21 protein-coding genes and 1 tRNA gene are annotated in these 21,269 nt (G+C 55.6%); 18 read left to right on the top strand and 4 right to left on the bottom strand.

What is annotated here, in order from left to right; translation table 11 throughout:
- The first annotated feature begins 57 nt into the window (after nt 1-57).
- Nucleotides 58-2,238 carry an NAD-binding protein gene (locus ACVWXE_RS05270; RefSeq protein WP_457489750.1) on the top strand — a complete coding sequence of 727 codons (2,181 nt, stop codon included), beginning with the start codon at nt 58-60 and terminating at the stop codon, nt 2,236-2,238.
- A gap of 75 nt (nt 2,239-2,313) precedes the next feature.
- On the opposite strand, the gene ACVWXE_RS05265 is transcribed toward ACVWXE_RS05270, so the two are convergent.
- From ACVWXE_RS05265 to accD, 3 genes are all read right to left on the bottom strand, one after another.
- Nucleotides 2,314-3,018, bottom strand: coding sequence for a class I SAM-dependent methyltransferase (locus ACVWXE_RS05265; RefSeq protein WP_414407702.1), 705 nt, complete (start codon nt 3,016-3,018; stop codon nt 2,314-2,316).
- 101 nt (nt 3,019-3,119) lie between these two features.
- Nucleotides 3,120-3,515 carry an STAS domain-containing protein gene (locus tag ACVWXE_RS05260; protein WP_238376804.1) on the bottom strand — a complete coding sequence of 132 codons (396 nt, stop codon included), beginning with the start codon at nt 3,513-3,515 and terminating at the stop codon, nt 3,120-3,122.
- Nucleotides 3,516-3,754: 239 nt separating this feature from the next.
- Nucleotides 3,755-4,699, bottom strand: coding sequence for an acetyl-CoA carboxylase, carboxyltransferase subunit beta (gene accD, locus ACVWXE_RS05255; RefSeq protein ID WP_457443890.1), 945 nt, complete (start codon nt 4,697-4,699; stop codon nt 3,755-3,757).
- Between the two features lie 124 nt (nt 4,700-4,823).
- On the opposite strand from accD, the gene ACVWXE_RS05250 reads away from it, so the two are divergent.
- The 17 genes from ACVWXE_RS05250 to ACVWXE_RS05170 all read left to right on the top strand — a co-directional run bounded on the left by ACVWXE_RS05250 (nt 4,824) and on the right by ACVWXE_RS05170 (nt 20,127).
- Nucleotides 4,824-5,690, top strand: a complete 867-nt coding sequence (locus tag ACVWXE_RS05250; protein ID WP_457443888.1) for a tRNA (5-methylaminomethyl-2-thiouridine)(34)-methyltransferase MnmD — start codon at nt 4,824-4,826, stop codon at nt 5,688-5,690.
- Between the two features lie 154 nt (nt 5,691-5,844).
- Nucleotides 5,845-6,477: a hemerythrin domain-containing protein gene (locus ACVWXE_RS05245; protein WP_457489749.1), complete on the top strand. Its 633-nt coding sequence runs from the start codon at nt 5,845-5,847 to the stop codon at nt 6,475-6,477.
- 71 nt (nt 6,478-6,548) lie between these two features.
- Nucleotides 6,549-6,737, top strand: a complete 189-nt coding sequence (locus ACVWXE_RS05240) for a DUF4089 domain-containing protein (protein WP_011430915.1) — start codon at nt 6,549-6,551, stop codon at nt 6,735-6,737.
- On the top strand, nt 6,734-8,134 hold the full coding sequence (locus tag ACVWXE_RS05235) for an AtzE family amidohydrolase (RefSeq protein WP_457489748.1): 1,401 nt from the start codon (nt 6,734-6,736) through the stop codon (nt 8,132-8,134). Before ACVWXE_RS05240 ends, ACVWXE_RS05235 begins: the two co-directional genes overlap by 4 nt.
- A 338-nt stretch (nt 8,135-8,472) precedes the next feature.
- Entirely contained in the window at nt 8,473-9,378 is a 906-nt protein-coding gene (locus tag ACVWXE_RS05230) for a hypothetical protein (RefSeq protein ID WP_457489747.1), read from the top strand.
- Nucleotides 9,379-9,522: 144 nt separating this feature from the next.
- A complete protein-coding gene (locus tag ACVWXE_RS05225) occupies nt 9,523-10,716 on the top strand; it encodes an RNA-guided endonuclease InsQ/TnpB family protein (protein ID WP_457489772.1) in 1,194 nt (397 codons plus the stop codon).
- Nucleotides 10,717-11,065: 349 nt separating this feature from the next.
- The gene (locus tag ACVWXE_RS05220) at nt 11,066-12,067 is read left to right on the top strand and encodes a zinc-dependent alcohol dehydrogenase family protein (RefSeq protein ID WP_457489746.1); all 1,002 of its coding nucleotides are present in this window, start codon (nt 11,066-11,068) and stop codon (nt 12,065-12,067) included.
- Nucleotides 12,068-12,100: 33 nt separating this feature from the next.
- A complete protein-coding gene (locus ACVWXE_RS05215) occupies nt 12,101-12,670 on the top strand; it encodes a hypothetical protein (protein ID WP_414332236.1) in 570 nt (189 codons plus the stop codon).
- A gap of 75 nt (nt 12,671-12,745) precedes the next feature.
- Nucleotides 12,746-14,341 carry a bifunctional aminoglycoside phosphotransferase/ATP-binding protein gene (locus tag ACVWXE_RS05210; RefSeq protein WP_457489771.1) on the top strand — a complete coding sequence of 532 codons (1,596 nt, stop codon included), beginning with the start codon at nt 12,746-12,748 and terminating at the stop codon, nt 14,339-14,341.
- 317 nt (nt 14,342-14,658) lie between these two features.
- Complete coding sequence (locus ACVWXE_RS05205) at nt 14,659-15,312, top strand: Crp/Fnr family transcriptional regulator (RefSeq protein ID WP_011434200.1); 654 nt, start codon at nt 14,659-14,661, stop codon at nt 15,310-15,312.
- Between the two features lie 59 nt (nt 15,313-15,371).
- A tRNA-Phe gene (locus ACVWXE_RS05200) sits at nt 15,372-15,444 on the top strand.
- 204 nt (nt 15,445-15,648) lie between these two features.
- On the top strand, nt 15,649-18,183 hold the full coding sequence (locus tag ACVWXE_RS05195) for a dynamin family protein (RefSeq protein ID WP_457489745.1): 2,535 nt from the start codon (nt 15,649-15,651) through the stop codon (nt 18,181-18,183).
- A gap of 47 nt (nt 18,184-18,230) precedes the next feature.
- Nucleotides 18,231-18,641: a KGK domain-containing protein gene (locus tag ACVWXE_RS05190; RefSeq protein ID WP_011430011.1), complete on the top strand. Its 411-nt coding sequence runs from the start codon at nt 18,231-18,233 to the stop codon at nt 18,639-18,641.
- Complete coding sequence (locus tag ACVWXE_RS05185; RefSeq protein ID WP_041436828.1) at nt 18,616-19,044, top strand: KGK domain-containing protein; 429 nt, start codon at nt 18,616-18,618, stop codon at nt 19,042-19,044. Before ACVWXE_RS05190 ends, ACVWXE_RS05185 begins: the two co-directional genes overlap by 26 nt.
- Nucleotides 19,045-19,071: 27 nt before the next feature.
- Nucleotides 19,072-19,437, top strand: coding sequence for a KGK domain-containing protein (locus ACVWXE_RS05180; RefSeq protein WP_457489744.1), 366 nt, complete (start codon nt 19,072-19,074; stop codon nt 19,435-19,437).
- A gap of 10 nt (nt 19,438-19,447) precedes the next feature.
- The gene (locus tag ACVWXE_RS05175; protein WP_457443874.1) at nt 19,448-19,870 is read left to right on the top strand and encodes a KGK domain-containing protein; all 423 of its coding nucleotides are present in this window, start codon (nt 19,448-19,450) and stop codon (nt 19,868-19,870) included.
- A 2-nt stretch (nt 19,871-19,872) separates the two neighbouring features.
- Complete coding sequence (locus tag ACVWXE_RS05170) at nt 19,873-20,127, top strand: HNH endonuclease (RefSeq protein ID WP_011430012.1); 255 nt, start codon at nt 19,873-19,875, stop codon at nt 20,125-20,127.
- Nucleotides 20,128-20,192: 65 nt separating this feature from the next.
- Here ACVWXE_RS05170 and ygfZ read toward each other — a convergent pair whose 3' ends face one another.
- On the bottom strand, nt 20,193-21,185 hold the full coding sequence (ygfZ, locus tag ACVWXE_RS05165; RefSeq protein WP_457489743.1) for a CAF17-like 4Fe-4S cluster assembly/insertion protein YgfZ: 993 nt from the start codon (nt 21,183-21,185) through the stop codon (nt 20,193-20,195).
- Nucleotides 21,186-21,269: the final 84 nt, after the last annotated feature.

Below are 21,269 nucleotides of genomic sequence, written 5' to 3'. Positions count from 1 at the left end.
AGCAGGGTAGATGACAGAGCTATGGTGAGCTCCCTTTCGAGATCGCCTCATGCACAGGTGCAAGAGAATAGCAGGGATCCGGGCGTCTCTATCCTGGTCTGCGGCTACAACGATTTGGTGGAGCTCACTCTCCAAGCCCTAGAAGCTTTTGGACATCGCGCTGTAGTAGTTGCTCCCGATCTGCCCCCTCATTTGGAAGAGCAGTGGCAATACCTACAGGCGGATCCCCGCCAGCCGGGGGTGTTGCAGCGGGCTGGGATCGAGCGGATTAGGGTGGCGCTGCTCCTGGAGGACGATGACCAAGCCAATTTCGAGCTGGCTTTGCTGATTCGAGATCTCAATCCACAGGTGCGTGTCGTCTCCCGTCTGTTCAACCACAGCCTTGCCCGCTATCTCGACTCGGCTTTGCCGCAGCATTTTTCCCTATCGGTGGCGGCTTTGGCTGCCCCGGCTTTTGCCCTTAAGGCTGTTTCCGACGAATTTGTTGGCTACTTTGAGCTGCCCCAGTTGGAAGCCCAGCCGGCCACACTCCCGCCAGAGCTGGCAGATCCGGCTTATTTCGTCTCAGACCAAGAGACCACCCTCTGGAACGTGGTGGAGCTGACCATCGGATACAACTCCCGCCTGCTGCATATGTCCCTCTCGGAGCTGGAGGAAACTTTTGGGGCGCGGGTGCTGTTTCATTACCCGGTGGATGGGCTTTCTAACTTTTCCAAACAGCGAGTTTTCGACGACTTTGACCACGAGGCAGAGCTGCTGGAGGGGGATCGCGTTTTGGTCATTTGCGATCCCAGAGCCTACCTGCAACTGTTGGAACGCAACGGGCGACGGGGCTCCTCACGGGCACAGCGCTGGGCCAGCGGCCAGATGCAGGACAAGCGACAACAACGGCAAGGCAGGTCGTTGGGGCGGGGATCCCTTGGGTCTTGGCTGCGCAGAGGAGTGCAGGGACTCCTACAGGTCAAGCCCATCGTGCGCACCCTCACCTTCACCTTGGGGGCCATGCTGGTGCTGGGGGTGATCAACTTCAGGATGATCGGCAAACCCCTCATCGATGGGCTGTTGCTGACGATCGTGGTGCTGACAGGGGGCTACGGGGATATTGAGGCTTTTCAACAGCCGGAAACACCGCTGGGGGTGAAGGTGCTGGCGGTGATGATGACCTTGGTGGGGGCTGCCCTGGTGGGGTTGATTTACGGCTTGGTGACCGACAAATTGGTGAGCAGTCGCTTTGGCTTGGGTCGGGCTGCCCGTATGCCCAAAGAGGATCATGTGGTGATCGCAGGGTTGGGGCGGCTGAGCTATTTGGTGCTGCAGTTGTTGCGGCAGATGGGCTACGAGGTGGTGGTGGTGGATCCCAATAGCGAGAACCCTCTCTTGGAGGCAGCGGAACGGGAGGGAGCGGTGGTGGTTCGTGGGGATTATGCCCTGGCAAGCACGCTGCAGCAGGCTCGCATTCAAGGCAGCCGCTGCCTGATCTGCACCACCCCTGACGATCTCACCAACCTGGAGACGGCCCTGACGGCCCACAGCCTGCAGCCGGGGATCCGCACCATTTTGCGGGTTACCGATCCCAAATTGGCGGCTCGCATGCAGCGCCACATGCAGACCCTGGGGATCAGCTACAGTGCTACCGGGTTGGGGGCACGGGCTTTTGCCACAGCAGCACTGGTGGGATCCGTCTACGGCACTCTGGCTTGGCAGGGGGAAACTCTGCTGGTGACGCTGCTGGAGGTCTCGGCCGATTGCCACTACCTGGGGCTATCCTTGCGCCAACTGGCCCAGGATTATGACCTGGTGATCTTGCTGCATCGCTCCCGACCGGGGAAACCCTGTGTTTTTCCCAAGATCTGGCAAAAAGAGGGCAAGACCCTGTTGAAAGAAGGCGATCAACTCTATGTGATGGGAACGGTGGAATCCCTGATTCGCTTAACCCAAGGACGGCCTCTTCCCCCAGAGCTGTATCAGGTGCGCCTCCTAGAGTATCGCAACCCCTATTTTGAAGAGGAGATCCTCTCGGCTTTATCGTTCTACGCACGCCTGCCCAAAACGGCCCTGAAACCCCTATTGGGCTGTCTGCCGGCGGTGGTGAGCCCACCCCTTCCCCGCGACAAGGCAATCAAGTTAGCCCGCCAACTGCGCAAGATGAGCACTGAAGTGCAGGTGTTTGCCCAGGCGCAGCCTGCCCATTGGATCCCTGCAGCCATGAACGAAAACAGCGAGAGTAATCTGAATTGATTTGGACACTGTTCTGTTTATTGGTCTATTCTGCACTCCGTAGTCCAAAACATCTCGTTATGGGCAGTTGGACATTCAGGAGATAGGCTTTTCGGCTGCAAGTCGCACAAAGCGATTTTGGTTGTAGAGCTGCTGAGCCACCACTGCGAAACCCACCTTCTCCAGCAACCACACCAGGTCTTCGGCGCTGAAGCGATTGTGCTCGTAGAAGTGGGTAAACTGATCCAGCAGCGTTTCCAAAGGCGTGTCCGACTGGAAGAGTTGGGCCTCTGTATCGGCATCGAAGTAGAGGCTGAGCGGGGCGCGCACCCAATCCACCAGCAAAAATCGCCCCCCCGGCTTGAGTAGACGCAACACCTCCTGCAACAAGCGCAAGGGCTGCACCATCTCGTGCAACACCACCACTGCCTGAGCTGCATCGATGCTGTTGGCCGCAAGCGGCAAGTGAGGGTCGTGCAGGTCGGCCTGCAGCAGCTGGATTCCAGGGATCCCCTTCAAATCTGCCGCCGCTCGCTCCAACATGTAGGGCATCACATCCACCCCGATGAAGTGTCCTCCGGGATAGCGTTGCGCCCACTGACCCAGAGCAAACCCCGGCCCGGTTCCCAGATCCAACAAGCGCGGTGCAGGAGGCAGACAGGGCTCGATGTGCATCTGCCAGAACTGCCAAAACGCCTCGTTAAAGCGCCCAGGAGCTGTTGCCAGCATGCGCTCGCAGAAGCTGGGGCCACGGTGGTGCTGGTAGAGAAGCTGAAAGGTATCGAGGCCGGTCTGGGGCATGGCTGAAGATTGTTGAGAAAATTGCTAGAGGGATCACCAGAATTCGCTGATGGGCTGAAAAGAGCATCGGGGGATCCCCAAAAGTAAGGCCTAATGTCGGCCTAACGAGCCGTGGGAGCGCTGGAAAAGTTGGCGATGCCGGTCTCCAGGTCGCTAAAGCAGGTCAATACCTTTTCCATAGAGGTGAGGTTGAGGACGAGGGCCACATTTTCCGGCACGCAACAGAGGCTGAGGTTGCCCCCGGCAGCACGGCACTTGCGCAAAGCAGAGATCAACACCCCCAGCCCAGAGCTGTCCATAAAAGTGACCGATGACATGTCGATCAACATATTGGTGTAACCGAAATCTAAAACCTGCTGGAGCAATTGCCGAACTTCTGAGGCGGCCTTGGCGTCAAAACGACCTTCCAGGGGCACAATTGCCAGTTTTTGCCCTTGCGGAGTTTCAGCAGTACGGATGCGCAGCTTGAAATCCATCGTTTCCAGTGAAGACCTCATGCCCCACCTTAACACCATCCGCTACCGCCCACCAGGAAATCTTGTGAAGATCCCCAGGGACAGCGCGGCTCCCTCCAAAAACATCTGCCCTCTCGCCCCCAGCTCCTCTCCCAACAAGCCAGAGGGAAGCCGTGTAAACCCATGAAGTAAGAGCCGCCCCAGAGCTTAGCAGGAACTCCATCCCCCGCAGGGAAGGGATCCGGCCTCGGCCACAAATTCCGCATCTTAGGCGGATCTACCTACAGCATAGGTTGCAGGGTTAAAGCCTCCGAGTCTATGGAGGGAAGGGACACATGCAAACGGGGGCGGTGCATAGAGAGCAACTGGGCCAGCCGCTTGCGCAGCTCAGTGCGGGGCACAATCGCGTCGATGAGCCCTTGGGCCAGCAGGTACTCGGCGGTTTGGAAGCCTTCTGGCAGCTTGCCCTTGCCAATGGTTTGCTCGATTACATTCGGCCCGGCAAACCCCACCTGCGCGCCCGGCTCGGCCAGGATCAAATCTCCCAGCATGGCAAAGCTGGCAGTTACCCCGCCATAGGTGGGATGGGTGAGCACGGAGATGAACAATTGTCCGGCGTCGCGGTGCCTTTGTAGGGCGGCTGAGGTTTTGGCCATCTGCATGAGGCTGAGGATCCCTTCCTGCATGCGGGCCCCCCCCGAAGCCGAAAACAGGATCAAGGGCAGGTGATCGCAGGTGGCCCGTTCCGTGAGGCGGGCGATCTTCTCTCCCACCACCGAGCCCATGCTGCCGCCCATGAAGCGAAAGTCCATCACTCCAATCGCCACCGGGATCCCTTCCAGACTCCCCAGCCCTGTGGCGATGGCATCCTTGAGCTGAGTGCGCTCCTGATAAGAGGCCAGGCGCTCGGAGTAGGGCTTTTGGTCGAAAAAGTGTAGGGGATCCGTGGGAGCCAGGTGTTCGTCCAGGGGCTGCCAGGATCCGGGATCCAAAAGCTGTTCCAGCCGCTCTGGAGCTGTAATGCGATGGTGATGCCCACAGCTAGGGCAGACTTGCCAGTTTTGCTGCAGATCCTTGGTGTAGGTCAGAGTGTCACAGGCAGGACACTTTTGCCAGAGGCCGTCGGCAATCTCTCTTACCTGACGCTCTTTGTCGAAGGGGCTGCTACCTGTCAGGTTTAGAGAGGTTTGTCTGCGCCGTTCCGCAAACCAATCCAGTAAAGACATAGCCGTTGAAACACCTTTTCTGGCCAGGGATGTTGAGAGCCCTGCCGGTGAGCTGCGAAACACATCTCAACGTTCTCAAGCTATCAAAGAATCGCCCAACTGAAAATAGAGACAACAGCAAGCGATGGAGACTCGGTGGCAGGTGCTGACCACAGGGGATGGATCCCTGACCTTTTTCTCGGAAGAGTTTGGACAGGCTTTTCACAACGTCAGTGGTGCCGCCCAGGAGGCTTTGGAGAAGTTTGTCCGCCCTTGCCGGCTGGATCGGCTGCCTTTGGAACGGGATCCCGCCCAGCCCATTTGCCTTTTGGATATTTGCTTTGGCCTGGGCTACAACTCCGGCCTTGCCCTAGAAACCATTTGGCAAATCCGGCCCGATTGTCTTGTGGAGGTAATCGGCCTGGAGCGATCCCCGGAAGTACCCCGGCAAGCTTGGCAGGCAGGGGTGGGATCCGACTGGAGCTTTGGGCAAGAATGGCAACACTGGATTGAACAGGGATCCTGGCAATCGGAGCGCTGGCGCGGAACGCTGCTGTGGGGCGATGCCCGGCAAACGGTGTTGCAGGTGCCGCTGGGGTGGGCAGATGCGGTGTTTTTGGATCCCTTCTCGCCTTCTGTTTGCCCAGAGCTGTGGACGGTGGATTTCCTGCGGGCCGTGGCTGAACGGATGCGACCAACCGGCATTTTGGCCACCTATTCCTGTGCAGCGGCGGTGCGAGCGGCTCTGTTGGAAGCAGGGCTTTTCATCGGCTCTACCCCCCCGGTAGGTCGTCCTTGGCCGGGGACAGTGGCCTCGCCCCAACCTGACCACCTGCCGCCTCTTTCCCCCATGGAGTGGGAGCACCTGAAAACTCGCGCTGCCGTGCCCTACCGGGATCCCACCTTGAAAGGAGATAGAGCGCAAATCCGTCTGCAACGCCAACGGGAACAGCAGGGATCCCCTTTGGAGCCCACTTCTGCTTGGAAACGCCGCTGGCCTGTGCAAGCCTAGAGAGTGGCGTTGCCGGAGTTCAGATCTGGACAACTTTTCCCAGGATTGCTGCCCGAGTGTATCCAAGACACCTGCGCTATTCCCGTACCCTTACGCAGGCCATCATTTCTTGACAAAGTTAAGCTGAGATGAAACTTCTCTGCTGTCAACTGCCATGTCTTCTGAGGAGTCCCTCCCGCTGACGCGAGCAACCTCTGCCGGTACGCTGGTTGCCCTTTGTGCTGAACAGCACCGCGTCATCCTGCAGTTTTTGACTCGCCTGTCTCGAGCGCCGGAGTTGGATCTGGAGCAGCGACGCCTCTGTGTACAAAGGTTGCGGCAGCGCCTCTCCCGCCACATTCAACTGGAGCGCCATGTTCTCTACCCCCTGCTCAGGTCGGCTCTCCAGGCGGATCCCCACCTCAGCGCCCAAACTGAGCGGCTGGAGCAACATCTGCGGGATCAGATTCCAGAGCTGACGCGCTTTTTGCACCAATCAGAGCGCACCCCGCAGCAGGTGGATCCTTCTGCTGCCCTTCACTTCTATCGGCAATTGCGGGCTCAGTTTGATCAGGAGGAGAAAATCTTGCATCCCCTCTTTGCCCAGCATGTCTCTCCCGCCGCGGAGCAGCAGCAGTTGCGCCTATTCCGCAAACGCCTGCAAGCCAGCGCTGCTTCCAATCGCTCTGCACATAGCCGTCGCGTTGCTTTGAATGAGCTGGAACGGCAGGCGATAACCCGCCCTGTCTTGCCCAACGAGCGTCTCTGGTCGCTGCAGGGCAACGCTGTGCAGATGGCCGCTCCCTAGCCAACGACGGTCTTGTTGTTGGAGGCTAGTGGTGGTATTTTTGCTGCAATCGGCTCCCTGACCCCAAAACCATGCAGCCCTGGGATCCCGAAACCTACGTCGATCAAATGGCCCAACTGCTGCAACTGCCCCTGCATCCTGAACACCGAGCAGGGGTGATCGAAAATTTTGCCCGCTTTCTGCCCATTGCTCAACAGGTGCTGGAGTTCCCGTTGCCGCCGATAGTTGAGCCAGATCCCACCTTTGACCCTCAGCCATGACCGGGGATCCCCACCTTCTCGGCAGCGCTGACGCGGTCTCTATTGCCAGGGCTGTCCGCCAGGGATCCGTGAGTGCCCAAGCGGTGGTGGCCGCCTGTCTGGAGCGGATTCGCCGGCGGGATCCCCAGCTCAATGCCTTCACAGCCGTGCTGGAGGAATCGGCTCTGCAAGCAGCGGAGCAGGTGGATCGACAGGTGGCTCAAGGGATCCCTGTAGGCCCGTTGGCAGGGGTGCCTTTTGCCGTCAAGAACTTATTTGACGTGGCCGGCCTCACCACCCTGGCTGGCTCGGCGATCAACCGCGAAAATCCCCCGGCCATCCAAGATGCAACGGTGGTGGCTCGTCTCAAGCAGGCAGGGGCAATCTTGGTGGGCACCCTCAACATGGACGAGTACGCCTACGGCTTCGTCACCGAAAACAGCCACTACGGCCCCACCCACAACCCCCACGATCTCAGCCGCAGTGCGGGGGGATCCTCCGGCGGCTCGGCAGCAGCGGTAGCAGGAGGTTTGGTGCCTCTCGCCCTGGGCAGCGACACCAACGGCTCGATTCGGGTACCGGCCTCTTTGTGTGGCGTCTACGGCCTCAAGCCCACCTATGGCCGTCTGTCGCGGGCAGGAGCGGCTCTGTTTGCCGCCAGCTTTGACCACGTGGGCCCCTTGGCCCGTTCGGTGGCCGATATTGCCCTCAGCTTCGATGTCATGCAAGGGCCGGATCCCCAAGATCCCGTCTGTACCCGGCGTCCTGTGGATCCCACCTTTGGGCAGTTGGGGCAGGGGATCGAGGGCTTGCGCATCGCGGTGGCGGATGATTACTTTGCCCGAGGGGCAGAGCCCCCCATCTTGGCCGGGGTAGAAAAGGTGGCCCAAGCCTTGGGGGTCGGCCAGACTGTGCGGATCCCGGAAGCCCAGCGCGCCCGTGCCGCCGCCTTCCTGATCACGGCTGCCGAGGGAGCCAACCTGCACCTGCCCAACCTGCGAACTCGCCCCCACGACTTTGACCCGGCCACCCGGGATCGCTTTTTGGCCGGAGCCCTGTTGCCTGCCAGTTGGATCTTGCAGGCGCAGCGCTTTCGCCGCTGGTATCGCCAGCAGGTGCAGACCATTTTTCAGGAGATCGATCTGTTCATTGCCCCCACCACCCCCTGCTCTGCCCCCTTGCTCGGCCAAGAGAAGATGGTGATCGATGGGGTAGAGGTTCTCACTCGGCCCAACCTCGGCCTCTACACTCAGCCCCTCTCGTTTATCGGCCTGCCGGTGCTTTCAGTGCCGTTGCGCGAGAGCGGATCCCTGCCCTTTGGCGTACAACTGGTGGCCGCCCCCTATCAAGAAGCCAAACTGCTGCGGGCAGCCGCCTATTTGGAGAAGCTAGGGATCCCCAATGCGCAGCCGGTTTGAGCCATGAAGAGCCCTACTTTTGCAGCACATCTAGCGCTAGAGCTCGTGGGCATCTTCTCATGAACACTAAATATGTAGATGAACCGGTTGTGTGGTCAAGACAAGATTTCAATTGCTTTTGAGGAGCCGCTTTAGTCTCTGTGTAGCCTGTGGGTAACGTCTGAAGCTGTATTGGGGCAGAATCTTTGGCCTTGGCTCGCAAGAGAGATTGGGGCACCGGATATTAAAGTAAAATTAAGCCCCCAGTTGTTGTATCAAATGCCTCCTTCTCCAGGCTTGGCCAATAGAATGAACAGCATAAAATAGACACGGCACCCCCACCTGGACTCTATAACCCTATGGATCATCCTGATTCTGTGGCTCGGCGCTACATGAAACTGTGCGAGGCCTATCTCTCTCTCAACGAAGCCTTCGACAAATTGGATCAGTCCCACAGCCGCCTACAGCGCTACATCAAACGACTCCTTGGCTATTTCAGTGCTGCCCAACAAGCTCTGGTTCAACTGCCGCTCTTGCAACAGCGGATTGAGCAGAGCGACCGCTGGATGAACTCCTTGCGAGAAGAACTGCAAGCCAAAGAGGCCCGGCTTGGCGAGCTAATCGCCAACTACGACCAAGTCTGCGGCGAGCTGGACTCTACCAAAGCAGAACTGTTGAGCGCTCAAGCGCTGATTGAGAAACTGGAAGCCGAAAATGCTCAGGTTTTGGAACGCTTGAGTCGGCTTACCAACATGGAAGAGGAAATGGCAAACTTGGCGGAACAGCTGGCCCAAGCGAACGAAGCTTGTCAGCAGATGGAGGCTCGAAATCGCGAGCTGGAGCGAGCTTTGGGAGACCGGGATCAGCACATTTACAGCCTGCAGGAGCGATTGGCCCAATTGGAGCAAGAGATGGCCTTCTTGAAAGCTCAGCGGGATGAGGCCCAGCAGGCTGCACAACTGGCTATGTCTCGCGCGGAGCAGGCGGAAGTCGGGCTGAAGGCGCAAACCGAACAAGTTCAGACTTTACGAAATAAGCTCCATCAAGCCGAACAGCAACTGGCCATGGTAACCCTGAACGAGCTGGAGCTCCTGCTCGGCCATGACTCGATGAACCTCTTGCAAGAAGCGGAGCAGGCTGCGGAAGTAGATGCCCAGGTGCTGGCAAGCGTACCGGCCTCTCTGGCCGAGGCAGAACGCATCCTGCTGGAGATCGACCAGTTCATTTTGGCCTGCTCGGAGCCCATGAAGTCGCAGGCTGCGTGACATACTCCCGACGCTGTAGCTAGCTTCCCGCAGGGTTGCTACGCACACAGCGCGGGCTTCTCAGCTAGAAATCGCAGGAGCCCCGCACTGTACCCGTAGGGTCAGTGCTGGGAGGAATGCGCTTTGATGAAGTACAATGAACTTATGAGCCAAGTCCTGACCGTCTCCTGTAAGCTCAAGGCGTCCCAGTCGCAAGCCGCCAAATTGGACGCGACGATGGATGTCTTTGTGCAGGCATTGAACTGGGTCAACCAGAACACGCCGGAGAAGATCGTCAACGCGGTTAAACTGCAATCCCTTTGCTACTACGAGATTCGAGCCCGGTTCGGCTTGTCCAGTAACTTGGCTCAACAGGTGTGCAGACGGGTGGCGGGCGCTCGCAAAGTGGCGAGACAGCGCAACCGTCCGGTTAAAGAGTTCAAGCGTAGGTTCGTTACCTACGATGCACGTATCTTCTCATTTCGCGAGAAAGACTGGTCGGTGTCGCTGACCACGGTGGAGGGGCGAGAGCGCTTTGAACTAGCCATTGGCAACTACCAGCGTGGGATGCTGGCTGGTTCTAACCCCAAATCTGCCACCCTAGTCCAGCGGAAGGACGGCTCCTACTACATCCAGATTTGCGTAGAGAAAAACCCGCCCAAGCAACAAGATACCGACAGGGTGATCGGGGTGGACTTTGGAAGGACAGATATTGCCCATACGTCAGAGGGGGACAATTGGAATGGACAGCAGTTGAACAAGGTCCGAGACCATCACTCGCGGTTGAGGGCGGTACTCCAACGCAAAGCCAGTAAGGGCACCCGCAGTTCGCGGCGCAGATGCAGAGAACTGTTGCAACGGCTGTCTGGCAAGGAAAGACGCTTTCAAGTGTGGGTCAATCATCGCATCTCCAAAGCTATTGTCTCTAGGGCAAAGGCGACAAATAGCGCTCTTGCTCTGGAAGACCTGACAGGGATTCGGGAAAGGGTCAATCAACAGCCACGCAGCAAGACAGAGCGTAGGCGGGCAAATAGTTGGGCGTTTTATCAACTCCGTCATTTTCTGGAGTACAAGGCTCTGCGTGCGGGGGTTGCTCTGATTCTTGTGCCGCCTGCCTACACGTCGCAGACCTGCCACCGGTGTTTGCACATTCATCCCGACCCTGCGCAATCCTATCGCAGTGGAAAGAAGTTTAAGTGTGGACACTGTGGATGGGAAGGGGATGCGGATTTGAATGGTGCGAATGTGATTGCGCTCTTGGGGGCTGCTGTAAACCAGCCTAGAGGTTCGTGGTTGGCTTGCCAACTGCAGGGCTACCGAAAGCCTGCTCTGTACTGCGAAGCAGTCAGGGTCGGGTAGTTTACACATTTCCTGAGCTTAAGGACTACGTCCCGCTGACGCGAAAAGGACGGGATGCCCCACCGCCCTGTAGAGTAGTGTGTAGTGACTAGTCACTAGCCACTAGCCTTTTTATTGCTTCATGGAGTGGGGTGACGGCTTCGGTTTTGCGTGGGTATGTTGACCCTGCGCATACAGCGCGGGGCTTCTCGGCGGTTTAGCTAAAATAGGCTAGAGAGCAGCTGCAAGACTCCGCAGGGTTGCAAAGCAACACCCCAATGGGGAGATTCCCATCTTCTCATCACCAGAACAAACTCTACCCTGCATCCTTTGAGCGGGCCAACCCAACTGAAGCTGACAACTTGAGCGCATGAAAGCCGTAGTCATGAGTGTGCCCGGCGGGCCAGAGGTTCTGCAGCTCCGAGAAGTACCTGAGCCCCAAATTCGCGGCGAGCGGGAGCTGCGCATCCGTCTGAGGGCAGCCGGCGTCAACCCCATCGACACCAAACTGCGGCAACGGGGCACCTTCTATCCAGAGGAGATGCCCGCCATTTTGGGGTGTGACGGTGCCGGCGTTGTGGAAGCCGTGGGATCCGGAGTTAGGCACTTTACAGTGGGAGACGAGGTGTACTTCTGCCACGGGGGTCTGGGCAGGCAGGCGGGGAATTACGCCGAGCTGATCGTGGTGGACGAGCGTTTTGTGGCTCCCAAGCCCAGAACTCTGAGCTTTGCGGAGGCTGCTGCTGCCCCGCTGGTGCTGATCACCGCCTGGGAAGCGCTTTACGACCGGGGGCGTCTCCAGGCCGGCCAAAGTGTGCTCATCCACGGGGGAGCGGGTGGAGTTGGCCATGTGGCCATTCAACTGGCCCGTCTACGGGTATCCAAAGTGGCCACCACCGTGAGCACCCCGGAAAAGGCGGAGTTTGTCCGTTCCCTAGGCGCCGGCTTGCCCATCTTCTACCGGCAGACAGACTTTGTGCGCGCCGTTTTGGACTGGACAGGGGGAGAGGGGGTGGATCTTGCCCTAGATACCTTGGGCGGCAAGCTATTGGAGCAGACCTTCCCCGCAGTGCGCGTGTACGGAGATATCGTCACCCTGCTGGCCCCGGCCCCAGAGATCGACTGGCGGGTGGCTCGCGACCGCAACTTGCGGGTGGGATTTGAGCTGATGCTCACCCCGATGCTGAAAAGCCTGACCAACGCCCAACAAAATCAGGCGGAAATCCTCAGGCAATGTGCCCGCCTCATCGACCAAGGCCAACTGCGGATCCAGCTCAGCCACACCTTTCCTCTGGCCGAAGCGGCTGCCGCCCACCGGTTGCTGGAGCAGGGATCCGTTCTGGGCAAAATTGCCTTAACCATCCCCGAGTAGGCATGCTGGAGAAAGCCCGTTGAGGATCTGCCCATGGTTGCTCCTCTCACCCCCCACCTGCTGGAGAACGAGAGCTTCTACGAAAATGCCCTCTGCTGGCTAGGGCGACCCCAGACGGCCTATCGACTGTTGAGCGAAGCAGTTTTTCCTGCCATCTCCTCTTGGGTGCGGGGGGAGGTAGACAGCCACTCTTTTAACCACTGGCAACTGGAGGATGTGCGCACCTTTCTGTATCCGGTGGTGGCTCTGGGGGATCAAGAAACCCTTGTTCTCTCCAGTGAAGCCCTGCTCCTCTGCGGCATCGGCAACTATTACAACCCCTGTGACTTGGCCATTGTGGTGTTTGTACAGCAGCCCCAAGAGCTGTTCAGCCAACTGATGCAGCGCATTCGCCGGGCCGAAGCCACTATCAGCCGCGGGCCAGACGTGCGCATGCTCTCGGAACAGGTAAACCTGGCCAAGCGCGGACAAGACTACATCAACACCAAATATCTGGTCTGGCCCTACGCCCTTTCCGGTGCTGCTCAAGATACGCTAATTCAGCAGGGGATCAGCCTCATCCGTCTTTCCCCCCAAGAAGCCGCCTTGCCCTTTAAGGAATAGGTGGAGGACAATCTGCTCTGTCGGCGGAAGATAGGGATCCCCGTCCAAGCCCTTTTTCCATCTCTATCGTTTTTCATGGTCGATACCCACCTGCCCCCCTTGATCCAAGCGATGCTGGATCCCGCCTTCTACCCTCATCCGGTACAGGATCCCATTCGGCTTATTCAAACCCACATTTCCTATATTCTGCTGACAGGCGACTATGCCTATAAAGTGAAAAAGCCATTGGACTTTGGCTTTTTGAACTTCACCACCCTGGAGAGGCGGCGCCACTTTTGCCAAGAAGAGCTGCGCATGAACCAGCGCGGCGCTCCCGGCCTCTATCTGCAAGTGTTGCCCATTGTCCAGACCGATGGCCGATTTCAGTTCAACAGCAGCGGCGAGCCCATAGAATACGCTCTGCAAATGCGGCAATTTCCCCAAGAGCAACTGTTCAGCAACCTGTTTGAGCGGGGAGAGCTAACGCCGTCCTTGATGGAGGAGCTGGGGCGGGTGGTGGCGACGTTTCATGCCCAAACCGAGACCAACGACTACATCCGCAGCTTTGGCCGGCCAGAACGGGTGCGAGAAGCCTTTGACGAGAATTACGCCCAAACCCAGCGCTACGTCGGCGGCCCACAAACAGCTCAGCAATATCGAGAAACCCAAGCCTACACCGATCGCTTTTTTGCTGAGCGGCAGGAGCTGTTTCAACAAAGAATAGAACAAAACCGCATTCGTGAATGCCACGGAGACCTGCACCTAGGCAACATCTGTTTTTGGGAAGGGAAGATCCTGCTTTTTGATTGCATCGAGTTTAATGAAGCCTTCCGCTTTGTGGATGTCATGTACGACATATCCTATGGGGTGATGGATTTGGATGCCCGCCATCGCCCCGATCTGGGAAACGCCTATTTGAACACCTACCTGGAAGAAACCGGAGATTGGGAAGGGTTGAAGATCTTGCCTATTTACCTCAATCGGCAGGCCTACGTGCGGGCCAAGGTCACCTCTTTTTTGCTGGAGGATCCCACTGCAGCAGAGGAAGCCAAGGCCATAGCCTTTAGCACCGCCGCCCGCTATTACCGTCTTGCCTGGGAATACACCCTCCCCAAGCGGGGGCAGTTGTTCCTGATGTCGGGATTGTCGGGATCCGGCAAAAGCACGGTAGCCCGCCACTTGGCCCGTCAGCGGGGAGCCATTCACATTCGCTCCGATGCGGTGCGCAAGCATTTGGCCGGGATCCCTCTGCGGCAACGGGGGGGGCCGGAGGTTTATACCCCGGAGATGACCGATAAAACCTACCGCCGCTTGGTGCAGTTGGGAGTAGAGCTGGCCCAGGAAGGCTACACCGTGATTCTGGACGCCAAGTTTGACCGGCAGGCGCTGCGGGGGATGGCCATTGATCAGGCCCAACGCCAAGGGATCCCACTGCGCATCCTCCACTGCTACGCCCCTGAACCTGTTTTGCGGGAGCGCCTGCAACGCCGCAGCTCAGCTCCTCAGCCCCTCTTGGCCCCAGCTGGTTCCAGCGATGGAGATCAGCAGCACTCTGCCGACATTGCTGATGCCACCGCCGAGATGCTCTCCCAACAGCAGGCCCACTGGCAGGATTTTTCCGATTCGGAACGGCCTTTTTTAAAGGTTTTGGATACCAGCCAAGATTGGCCATCTCAACTTCAGCAGGTCTAGATCTCGACTCAAACTGCACAAACTCGAGAAAATTGCTATCAGCAAGATGGATTTTGCCGTTTCTGGGCTAGAGGATGGCAGCAGCTTTTTTGGGCAGGGATCCCTTTCTAAAGTAGAGGTCAAAATTGGGTCTAAAGCTCTGTCCTATTGGTACGCAGTTCGCCTCGGCGGGCCATAGACCTGAGAGAGACGGTAGGCTGAGGGGCATGTTGACGTGTCTGTGCAGGCCCACCCTTTTCCCATCCCACTCGACCAGAACTGACCACGTGCAGGAGGATCCCACGGTGAGCGATGTAACTCCAGATGACCTACGCCTGATGCTCCTGTTTGAGGGCTTTCCTCCTGAGAGGCTAGAGCCGCTGGCCGGGCAAATGTCGTTGCGCTCCCACCCAGTCAATCAGGCCATCTTGTTACAAAATGACTGGGGTAACGCCGTTTATTTCATCCTGGAAGGGTGGGTCAAGATTCGCACCCATGATCTCGAAGGCCGGGAGATCACCCTCACCATTCTTGGTCCAGGGGAAATCTTCGGGGAAATGGCTGCTTTGGACGAAGCGCCTCGTTCCACCGACGTTGTAGCCCTAACAGCCACCAAAGTCAGTTGTCTGTCGGCCCAACACTTCCTGGCTTTTTTGGCTTCTGATCCTCAGGCCGGCATCCGCCTTGCTCAGCTCATGTCGCGCCGCTTACGGCAGATCAACCGTCGTCTGCAGTTGCGCGAGGCCAGTAGTACGGCCCGTGTTGCCGATATCCTGCTGTTCTTGGCCGAATCTCGTGGCCGGGTTAGCCGGAGTGGTGTAGAGATCCCCAACTTGCCCCATCGGGAGCTGAGCAGCCTAAGTGGCCTAGCCCGGGAAACGGTCACTCGCGTCCTGTCCAAGCTGGAGCAAGAGGAGCTGATCCGCCGGGATCGCAACCGAGATGTTCTCTGCATCCCCCAGATGGAGGCTTTGGAGAAATTGATTGGCTAAATTGGGGGCGCCACCAGTTGTCAAAACCCCCCTCGACATCGTAAGATAGTAGGTCCAGAGCCGGGATAGCTCAGTTGGTAGAGCAGAGGACTGAAAATCCTCGTGTCACCAGTTCAAGTCTGGTTCCTGGCATCTGGTATGAGTATGCTAAGGCGGGCTTGGGTCAACGACCTAAGCCTTTTTGCTATGTCGGTCTGGGGAGTTCTGCTCTTCTCTCTTCACGTGTATGCACATATAGCCACACAGCTTCGGGACTGAAGAAAATTGTTGTAGGAATCCTCACCTCAAGCATAGGCAAGTTATAATCCCGGCAGCCTCTGTGGAGATTGCTCTCTTATGTCTGTAAAGCTCCTGCCTCAGTGTGAGAACTTGAAAGAGCAGGTTGAAGCTATCCTGCAACTCTGGCATCAGGATTCCACTTTTTCAGGCAAGCAAGATACCACTCGGATTCAAGCTTCCCTCAGCAAAGCTATTTCTCCAACCTTCGAGATTGTCTTTGCCGGTGCTTTCAGTGCTGGCAAGTCTATGCTAATCAATGCCCTCTTAGAAAGAGAGCTTCTCTACAGCGCCGAAGGGCACGCCACAGGGACAGAGTGCTACATCGCCTACGCAGAGCCAAATGCGGAGAGGGTAGTGCTCACTTTTCTTAGCGAGCAGGAAGTGCAAGAACAGATGACCGCCTTCTGCGCTTTCCTAAACTTGGCTCCGTCACTCAGCAGGCTGGAAGACACTGCACTGAATCCCCTGAAGGAGCGTGCTGAGGCTATTATTCAGCAGGAGGGAGGTAAAAGCAAGTCAGAGCGGGCAAAGCAGGCGGATGCCCTCCGCTTGTTGATTACAGGTTTCCAGCAGAACCGGGACAAAATTCACCCTACCGAGAACAAAGTCTTCTCGATGGAGCAGCTCAACTTCGGCAACCTAAGGGAAGCTGCGGGTTTTGCCCGGCGCGGTGCCAATAGCGCAGTTTTGCGAAAAGTCGAATACTACTGCCATCACCCCTTACTGGAAGATGGAAACGTTATTGTCGATACTCCTGGGATCGATGCTCCAGTCAAAGCGGATGCAGAGCGTACTTATCGAAAAATTGCCGATCCGGATACGTCCGCAGTTGTTTGCGTTCTCAAGTGTGCTGCAACGGGTGAGCTGACCAAGGAAGAGACAGAACTTATTGAACACATTCAAGGTAATGACAGCATCAGGGATCGCGTCTTCTATGTGTTTAACCGGATTGATGAGACTTGGTACAACGCACAACTAAAGCATAGACTAGAAAACATTATCGACCAGCAGTTTCGTCAACTCCGCGTATTTAAGACAAGCGGCCTTCTCGGCTTCTATGGTTCCCAGATCAAGGCAACTACCCCCGAGGATCGATTTGGACTGGATACAATCTTTTCAGAAAGCATCAAAGAATTGGGTGGTGAGGAAGAAACGCCCCAGTTTGTCAGCGAGTTTAATAAGTACTGCACGTCAGGTAGGTTGGTTGGATCCCCGTTCCGCCCTTCTGTACATGGGTACGACACACCCATAAATAACTACGTTCGGATTCTGAGGGAGTGGGGAAAACCTTTGATTGAGTATATGATTAAAGATAGCGGTATTGAAGACTTTCGGGCTGGGATCACTCGTTATTTAACGGAAGAAAAGCGGCCACAGCTATTTTCCGCGCTGGCCGATGATTTGCAACCTCTCTGCATCGAGATGAGGAAGTCCTATCTAGATCTCTACCGAGACATTGATAGCCAGCCCAAAGAGATTGACAGCATGATTTCCTATGAGCTGACGCTGATCAATCAGCAGCTAGCCAGTATTGGCCGAGAGTTTGACGAGCATATCCAGACAGTAGTCAATAAAGTTATTAACGGAGAAAACAAAGAATTTGAGAACGATTTCCGTAAATTGCAGGCTAGGATGGTACGGAGGCTAGATGAGCTTTTGGATACTTTTTCGTTGGACAATGTTTACAGTCAAGCCGTTCGCATCCGTCCTCGCAACTCCACAGCTCCATTCTTAGCTGTATTGGTCGAAGCCTTTTATTATTTGTCCAACCATCTAGAGGACATCCTGGTAGAATCAGCCAGCACGCTTGTAGAGAACTTCTTTCGTCGCCTTGTTGATGAAGTTCGCAGCTCGAGCTACTACAGGCAGTTGTTTCGCCTACTGGGATCCGATGGGGACTTGGAGAAAAAGCTTCTTTTGGTTAGAGATGTAACTTTGAGTTCTCTTGTCAATGGTGCCCGAAAAGAGTGCGACCGCTACCTCAGAGAAAGCCCCCGCTTCTACGACGAAGGAACATTCTCGATCTACCAGTTTCGAGAAGTCCTAAAGCAAACCAGCCAATCTTATGACATCTCTGCTATTCGCGACGCAGAGCCTGGAATCCGACAATTACTCAAGCTTGACTTCGAGCCGAAAATTAACCAGACAGTGCGTTCTAGCTTCCGACAAGAGACCAACAATACTCTAAAAACTCAACTATTGCCGGTTGCCAAGCAAGTAGCCGATGAGATTTTACAAAAGTACCCAGAAGCAAAGCAGTTCATGGAAGCAACTCTCAGAAAAGAGGCTGAAGAGAAAATTGCGCTTAACCAACAGCGGCTGAAAGAACTGGAGGCAAGCATAGACAAGTACAACCAAGCTGTTTCTGGGATCAACCTCTGCTTGCAAGCTTTGGGCCTCAATCGTGAGATGCTGCCCTTGATTACTCGTCCTGAACCTTCCTCTGTTGGTGAGTCAGTTCAAATTTTGGCAAGTCTTCCTGAACAGCAAGTAGGTGACAGCAATGCAAGCGAAGCAGTCGCTCTTGGTCGTTCTACACCCATAGACGAGAGTTTTCCAGAGTTGGATAGCATCCTCGATGATCTGAGATAGAGCGGCTTGTCTTTGTTTTTGGCCTTTCACTTGATCCAGATAAAGTCATGGGATCCAAATCGATACCTCTACAGCAGCACCCAGAAGGGATCCTCTCTGTAAGGGAGAAAACTTTCAAGGTTGCCAACTTGGTCAAAGCAGCCCAAGAGGACTTGACCAAGAAAGAAGAGCTGCATCGCTTGTTCATTGCGGCCTTGAGATCCTCAGGGATCCTGCCGCCGGAAGACTTGCTCAACATTGCCAGTAGCCTTCTTGCTCCCAAGCCAGAAGAAAAATTGTTGCAAGAAGCGAAGTGGTTTGGGCAGGGACTTGCTTGTCAGCTCTTGGTGCCGGGCAAGAAGGATTGGGAAAAAGGCAGAGTCAGATTGCGGATCATTGTAGAGTTTGAGCCAGAGGATACAGGCTCAGAGAGCAGCAGTGGATCCCCTCTGGATGACCTTCGCGAAAGTGAGAGCTAGCCTAAGCCAGAGAGACATAGAGGGGGTTGGGCAAGTGTCAAGTAATGATCAATCTCAGGAGTGCTTTGTTGAGCTAGATATTTTCCAAAATACTGTCATTGATATAGGAGGACGCCTAATCTACTCGCAAGAGTTTGCTCAGGTGTACTCAGAGATTGTTTATGAGAGTATCAGATCCTACTTATCCAGCAAACTTAGCGAAAAGGGAGTCTCGATTCTATGGAGCAACTTGAACGGAATAACTAACGTGAAAGGAATTCCTGCTAAACTCTTACGTCCTGGCTCACCGTGGATTGCTGGTAGAGTTAGGATGAGACTAGTGGTTGAGTTTGAGCCAGAAGAAACGGGATCAGGGAGCAGTAGATCGCCTTTGGATGACATTCGGGGAGATGTCAGTCAGTAAAGTCTGTTAGCAATAGGAGACAATGCCGTGGTCGATCCGATAGTTTTTAGGTCAGATGATAGGGAAACTGTTGTTGAGATTGGTGATCAAGTTTACCTTCCAAGTAGCTTGCATAGTGCAATTATTAATTACCTTCTTTCAGATATTTTCCAGACAAACGGTTACCTTCAATCAAGAAAGGTTTATGCGGACATTAAAATGCTCGTGGATGGAATAGAATCTAGAGTCTTACAGCCCAGAAAGTCGTGGATCTCTGGCAAGATATCAGTCAAAGTTTATCTCGAGTTTGTTCCTGATGACCCATATAGAGATTCTGGAGATAGCGCTCCCAGAAAACTAGAGGATTCTATACTGGATGATTTACGGGCTGTTCAAGTTGTCTCTATGTCTTGAGGTCGATAAGATGACAAAAACATCCATTAATCTTAGCCAACTGCGAGACGGAGTTATCACTTTTATCAACGAGAACAATAAGCAGGAAGTCTACATGATTTCCAAGCTTTGCGATTCTATCAATTCTTATTTCCTGAGGTTTGACCAAATGGGAAGAGGACTAGACAGTTACTTGAGTTCGTGTGAGATACAGATAGAAACAGGTATTCCCTATGAAGATCAGGTTCATTTTTTCCATAAAGGAGTTCCATGCTCGATTCTTTCTCCTAAAACTAACGGTTGGCAGACCGGTAGAGTAAAAGTAAGAGTAGAAGTTACGATTGACTTTTATCCTGACAATCCTGAATTTCTGATAAAAGAACCCGACCAAGAGATATTAGAACCTCTAGATGAAAAGTCTCCACTGGACGATCTTCGCAGTATGGATGAATAACGATGAAAGAAAGAAAATCCGGCGAAAGGATTCTAATTCCAGCAGCCGTGCGGGAGTATGTTTTCCAAAGAGACGGCTTCCGTTGTCGCGGTTGCGGAAAGTCGCCCCCAGAGGTTCAGCTTCAGATCGATCACATCATCCCCATTGCCCAAGGGGGCAGCAACGACATCAGCAATCTGCAAACGTTGTGCAAAACCTGTAACCGACGCAAAAAGGATCGACGGGATCCCCGCTTTCGCCGCCACTTTGACTGGTGAGTTGCGGTGTTTCGCCTACGCTTCTCCCTCTAGAAAAGAGAGGAGAGAGGTCTGCAAAAACAACCTCAGACAATAGGCGGAAAGCTCAAAAACGGCATTCGAGTCAGGACTCCCGGCACCGAGCCGACTTCTACTTGTAGACCTTCGGCGGGCTCAAACTTGGTGCGCACGTATCCCAATCCCAGGTACCCTTGCGAAGTCAAGCCCGCGCTGGTCAGTAAACCAATCTTTTCCCCCTGCCGCAAAATCTCTGTGCCGGGCTGAGCCTCTCCTTGAAGGCGGATCCCCCACAAAGTTTGCCGAATGCGCCGGTAGGTTACCTGCTTGGCCAAGACTTCCTGGCCAACGTAGCAACCTTTGTCAAGGGAAACAGCTCGCCACAGGCCGGCTTCTAGGGGGTTGTAGTCTGAGGTCAGCTCTCGGTCGGCGGCGGGGCGACCCGCTTCTAGGCGGAGGACTTCCCACAGCTCAGGTGGGGCCAGCTTGGCTCCGGCTTGGAGCAAGCATTCTTCAAGAGCGACTTTCTGGTCAATGGTGCCCCAGAGGGTAAACCCCGGCTGGGCAAGACCCGTGCCACAAGCCAGATGGACAGGGATCCCCTGGATCTCCACGGGGCGGTGCTCATGAGGCCCGGTCGGGATCTCTTCTGAGCTCACCACTTTCTCCAGGAGAGCCTGACTCTGGGATCCGAGCAATCCAAAACCAAAGGTCTGATCTGTCTCATCTTTCAACTGTGCTCCCCGCACCAAAGGCAGCATGCGCCCCAAACTCTGCATCAGCAGGCTGCGCCGCTGGGGTGAAGTCCAGATCCAGCAGTCTTCTTCTCCCACGTACACCGTTGCCAAATCCAGGATGCCGGCGGTGGGGGTCACGAAAACCGTGTCGGCCCCCTGCCCTGGCTGGAGGGCCTTCAGATTTTGGGTGCTTTGGTTGTGCAGATAGTCCAAGCCTGGGGATCCCTTCATGCGCAAACGGCCCCACCCGGAGCGGTCTAGAAGCAGGGATCCCGTCTGTGCAACGGGTTGGCCCTCTGTGGGAACAGCAGAAAGAAGAGACATCGCTCACCCCAGAGATGGGATTTGGTTTTCTTCTCTACCCTAGAATAGGCTAGTTCACCCTACCGTCTGTGGCAGATCCCCGGC

It is taken from the genome of Thermostichus sp. MS-CIW-41, from assembly GCF_054058915.1.
The sequence above is the reverse complement of the archived record's forward strand: the minus strand, read 5'-3'. Positions and strand labels throughout refer to the sequence as shown.